This window comes from Vibrio sp. 10N.286.52.F8 (genome assembly GCF_041468745.1).
Lineage (GTDB): Bacteria > Pseudomonadota > Gammaproteobacteria > Enterobacterales > Vibrionaceae > Vibrio > Vibrio crassostreae_C.
Window position 1 is genome coordinate 1 of record NZ_JBFRJF010000082.1, and the last position, 4,518, is coordinate 4,518.

General features: G+C 41.7%; 2 protein-coding genes and 6 tRNA genes. 1 reads left to right on the forward strand and 7 read right to left on the reverse strand.

The features are described 5' to 3' along the window. Positions 1-868: 868 nt before the first annotated feature. Positions 869-1,264 carry a DUF2391 family protein gene (locus AB4133_RS21975; RefSeq protein WP_017060180.1) on the forward strand — a complete coding sequence of 132 codons (396 nt, stop codon included), beginning with the start codon at positions 869-871 and terminating at the stop codon, positions 1,262-1,264. 344 nt (positions 1,265-1,608) lie between these two features. Here the strand turns inward: AB4133_RS21975 and AB4133_RS21980 are convergent. From AB4133_RS21980 to AB4133_RS22010, 7 genes are all read right to left on the reverse strand, one after another. Next, positions 1,609-1,684: transfer RNA gene (locus AB4133_RS21980), tRNA-Asn, on the reverse strand. 29 nt (positions 1,685-1,713) lie between these two features. Further along, positions 1,714-1,789: transfer RNA gene (locus AB4133_RS21985), tRNA-Thr, on the reverse strand. A 36-nt stretch (positions 1,790-1,825) separates the two neighbouring features. After that, a tRNA-Asn gene (locus AB4133_RS21990) sits at positions 1,826-1,901 on the reverse strand. Between the two features lie 24 nt (positions 1,902-1,925). Then, positions 1,926-2,001 (reverse strand) — tRNA-Thr (locus AB4133_RS21995). Positions 2,002-2,057: 56 nt separating this feature from the next. Beyond that, positions 2,058-2,133 (reverse strand) — tRNA-Phe (locus tag AB4133_RS22000). 235 nt (positions 2,134-2,368) lie between these two features. After that, positions 2,369-3,994 (reverse strand): methyl-accepting chemotaxis protein, encoded by a 1,626-nt coding sequence (locus AB4133_RS22005; protein WP_017062210.1) that lies wholly within the window; start codon positions 3,992-3,994, stop codon positions 2,369-2,371. Positions 3,995-4,376: 382 nt separating this feature from the next. After that, positions 4,377-4,452: transfer RNA gene (locus AB4133_RS22010), tRNA-Asn, on the reverse strand. Positions 4,453-4,518: the final 66 nt, after the last annotated feature.

Below are 4,518 nucleotides of genomic sequence, written 5' to 3' on the forward strand. Positions count from 1 at the left end.
TGTTATTAAGGCTATCCATAGCTAAATTTCACAATAATTCATCAATCCTAATTAGACCACATTTTTACTTTAATTGGTATTAGGTGTTCCTCAAACCAACTCATGATTACGACTACATTATTTCTGATTCCAACTGTGAGGTGACTCGAGCATTATTTCAAACGTATATAGCTTTAAGTTTAGCATTCAGATACTCGAGCCATACGCGCTGTAGATGTTTCCTTTATTAAGTGAGCGGCTCTCAGTATTAGTTAACAGCCTTTCGGCTACGAAATCTGACTTCTGCTCTATCTGTGAATCTATAGGATACGTGTAATTAGGGCTCTATCATGGAGGCTTCTCTTAAGAACGCTAGAGCTCATAATGAGTCGACTTAATGTCTCTTGTTATGCATTGAGCTTAAAACCACTCTCGATGGTATTGAGCGACTCGTTCTAAGTACTTCAAAGGGTGAAAGTAGGCTAGATTCAGCTTAAAGGTGAGAGTCGCTAAGTGTGTTCCCAAGTGGTGCCTGAGGGGTATATAAGCTAAGAAATAGAGCATCCCTCGTATTCGTGAAGTGACGTTTATCACCCTGCGGATTTAGATTCTTTGGTTCTAGGTGCTGGTATATTAGGGGTTACCACTCTGTCTTCGATTTTGATGTGTTTGTTGACTCGATATTAATCAGTCGTGTTGACCGTTTTGCTCTGAGCATATTGATTTCTTGCTGGTTAGTTCAAGCTATGTTTTGGTTATTGCGACTAAGATGAAGCTAGAAGGTCACTACTGTTTGCTTAGTAGAAATAAAAATCCCCCAAATCATCGGCGGATAGTTTTGTGATTCTTTTCAGAATTAGATAAAGCCTTAAACCTAATGGGTCGAATTATGAAATTGAGTTTTAACTTTGAAGATGCGAGCCAGATCTTTGTGGGATCTTTTGCCTTGGCCGTGCCGATTTCTTTTTCTGAAGAGGCTTGGAAGTTAGGGGAGACTTTACCTACCGCTAATCTATTGCTGCTATTTTTACTGTCTGCGGTGTTCTTAGGCTTCTATACGTATGAGAGTGTCTTTCAAAAAGATGTTGTTGCTCGGTTGCCGGTGTTTATTTTCAGAATAGTGATTGCTTATGTTATGACGGCATTGGTCGTTGCTTTGGTACTGACTTGCCTGGACAAATTACCTCTATTGAGTGATCCCGTCGTATCGATCAAAAGAGTGATTGTTATTTCAATGCCAGCCTCTATGGGCGCTATTGTAGTGGATAGTTTTGATAAAGAGTAATCTGTGTATCAATTTGGATTGAAGTGTCTTACAGAGCTTTTCAGCGCTTACTTGATTCGTTATTTAGCTTTCTTACCTCCAAACTTAGTATTGATTTTTTCAACCGATCTCCTAGTCAATAAAATGAGTAGCAACGTACTGTGACTGACTCTTACGTGAATGTGTCGTTTGTTGTTGGGAGATTTTGAAGAGCATTAAGTAGCGAAGATTTGTAGCTTTGGAAGGATATAAAAACGGTTGGTTTCTGAATTGAATATGGTATTTGAAAGGTGAGGGTAGTTGTATTAATAAGTTAGGATCTTTAGATGCAAAAAAGCCGCATCAATGATGCGGCTTCTTTTAATTGGCTCCCCTTGCAAGACTTGAACTTGCGACATACGGATTAACAGTCCGCCGTTCTACCAACTGAACTAAAGGGGAATTGATTGTTTAGTCTCTAATCAAGAGAATGGTGCCGACTACCGGAATCGAACTGGTGACCTACTGATTACAAGTCAGTTGCTCTACCTACTGAGCTAAGTCGGCATCATGAATCAAAAAGCTTATGCTTGATGATTAACTTGGCTCCCCTTGCAAGACTTGAACTTGCGACATACGGATTAACAGTCCGCCGTTCTACCAACTGAACTAAAGGGGAATTATTCTTAAAGCTTTAAAGAAATGGTGCCGACTACCGGAGTCGAACTGGTGACCTACTGATTACAAGTCAGTTGCTCTACCTACTGAGCTAAGTCGGCACATAATATTTCTTTGTGCTTTACTGTTGTTGTCTAAGACACCAACAAATAAATTGTGGTGCCCGGAGGCGGAATCGAACCACCGACACGAGGATTTTCAATCCTCTGCTCTACCGACTGAGCTATCCGGGCGACGAGGTGTATTAAACGTGTTTTCGCGTTCTGGGTCAACATTAAATTGCAAAAAAAGTATCGTTTGATGTTTTTCTATACTTAGTGGGTTGTTTTTGCTCATTTGGGGTGAAAAACCTAGGTCTAGCATGCCCTAAAAGATAGTAAAACTACGGTTAACTACACTGAATGGGCGCCGAAATAAAAAAAGCACGTATGAAAACGTGCTTTTTTATTTGAAAATTTTCTAGGGAGTTTAGTGTTTTACTTCAAACCTATTAACCCAAGCTTCTAATTCGTTGGAAAGAGAGGCAAGAGTTTGGGTGCTGTTATGACTTTCTGTTACGACATTGCTCAGTTGGTTACCGCTCTCTTCGATCATATTGATACGCTTCGATATATCATCGCTCACCTGAGTCTGCTCAGCGGCCGCTGTTGCGATTTGATGACTCATTGATGAAATGGACTCTAATGCGACAACAATCTGTTGTAGTGCTTCAGAGGCGTTTTGAGACTCTGTTACGGTGCTTTCACTGGTCGCGGCACACACTTCCATGGTTTGAATTGCGTTGCGAGATCCCTCTTGAAGGTTATTAATCATTAATTGGATTTCTTTTGTGCTCGATTGTGTTCTGCCTGCAAGGTTACGAACCTCATCTGCTACAACAGCAAATCCACGACCTTGTTCGCCAGCTCGAGCTGCTTCAATGGCTGCATTTAGTGCCAATAGGTTAGTTTGCTCCGCTATATCACCAATCACATCCAATACTTTTGCAATGTTGTTTACATCGTTATCTAGGTTAGCGACAGCTTCGCTTGCTGTGCCTAGTTGGCCTGCTAAGCCTTGAATGTTATCTACTGTGTTGTGAATGAGTTGTTGGGTATGCTGGCTCTGTTTGTCGGCCTCGTCGGTGTTGCGCGCGGTATCGCTAGCTGAAGCAGCTACGTTATTGGCTGAAGAGGCCATCTCGGTCATTGCTGTCGCGATCATCTCTGTTGATTGCTGTTGGGTGTCTGTCAGTTGACCAATTGACCCAGCGCGATCTTCTACGCGCTGCAGTTCGCCTCTTAATGCCAGCATTGAAGCGTCAAGGTTTGATACTAGCTCAGCCAATGACTTACTCATTTGTTGTACGGCGTGATAGATACTGCCGTCAATTGCCTGAGTTTCGAAAGAGGTTTGAATTCGACCTTGTGCTACGGCTTGTACTGCTTCTCGTACGTCTTTAGGTTCGCCGCCAAGAAGCGCTAGCATGCGTTTAATGGATACAATTAGGCTCGCCAGAATAAGACCAGCAATCACGACACAAAGGAATAGCTGCCATTGAGCAGTAGACCAAAAACGAGCGTTAACTTCATTGAACCCGATACCAGTGCCGACAACCCAACCCCAATGTGGCGTTTTCTCTGCAATAGACAGTTTTTCTTCAATCGTTCCATCTGGCAGTTTTTGTGTCCAGGTGTACTCAATGATCTCGCCAGTACGATTACCAAGTACTCTTTGGATTAGCTGCCCAACACTATTGCCGTCGCCATCTTTAAAGTCGTTAAAACTGGTTCCGTGCAGTTGAGGATCTAATGGTGTCGCGATAAACGTCATGTTCTCATCGGCTACGTAAACATATTCATTATCTTTATAGATGTTGTTGCGTAGAAGGCGAGTAGCTAGTTGCTTGGCTTGCTCTTCTTCTAGTGTGCCATCAATCGCCATTTTTTCGACTTCAGTAAGAATGCTGTATGCGCTCTTAAACAGCTCTGTTACGCGAGCTTTGTTGTCCATGTTGCTAGCAACTCTTAAGGTCCATAAGCCTGTAGCCGTCAGTGCTAGCAGGGCGATCAAGATGATGCCCGATAATAAGTAAGCTTGCGTTTTTAGTTTCATATTTCCCCGCGCAGCGATTCAATAATTAGTATTAGGTATAATTCATCGAATCTTAATCTAAGTGGTGTAGGGCAGATACTAGAAAGACATCAAAGTATGATAGGGATTAAATTTTCGAAGAAAAAAAAGTAACAGGACTTGGTTCTATTTGTTTTAATGTGAATATTAGCGGGTCATGAACTTTATAAGGCGTTGGTTCTGTTGTAGTGGATATGCTTTATAGAACTTAGAATCAACTGCTGTAGTAAGAGTACTAAAAGGAGATAACTCAATTTATCGAGACTGATTAAGAGTTAGTGAGGAGCTGATGTGTATATTGAATAGAGTTTGTTTTTGTTCAAACGAAAAAAAGCCAAGTCTTTCGACTTGGCTTTCTTGAATGTGGCTCCCCTTGCAAGACTTGAACTTGCGACATACGGATTAACAGTCCGCCGTTCTACCAACTGAACTAAAGGGGAATTATTTGTGTCAACATCAGGTCTATAAAGACCATTATTTGTTAAGCACCAAATAATGGTGCCTCG

Bases quoted from the DNA above. Each gene is read 5' to 3' on its own strand.
- AB4133_RS22005 (WP_017062210.1), bottom strand. From the start codon at position 3,994: ATGAAACTAAAAACGCAAGCTTACTTATTATCGGGCATCATCTTGATC.
- AB4133_RS21975 (WP_017060180.1), top strand. From the start codon at position 869: ATGAAATTGAGTTTTAACTTTGAAGATGCGAGCCAGATCTTTGTGGGA.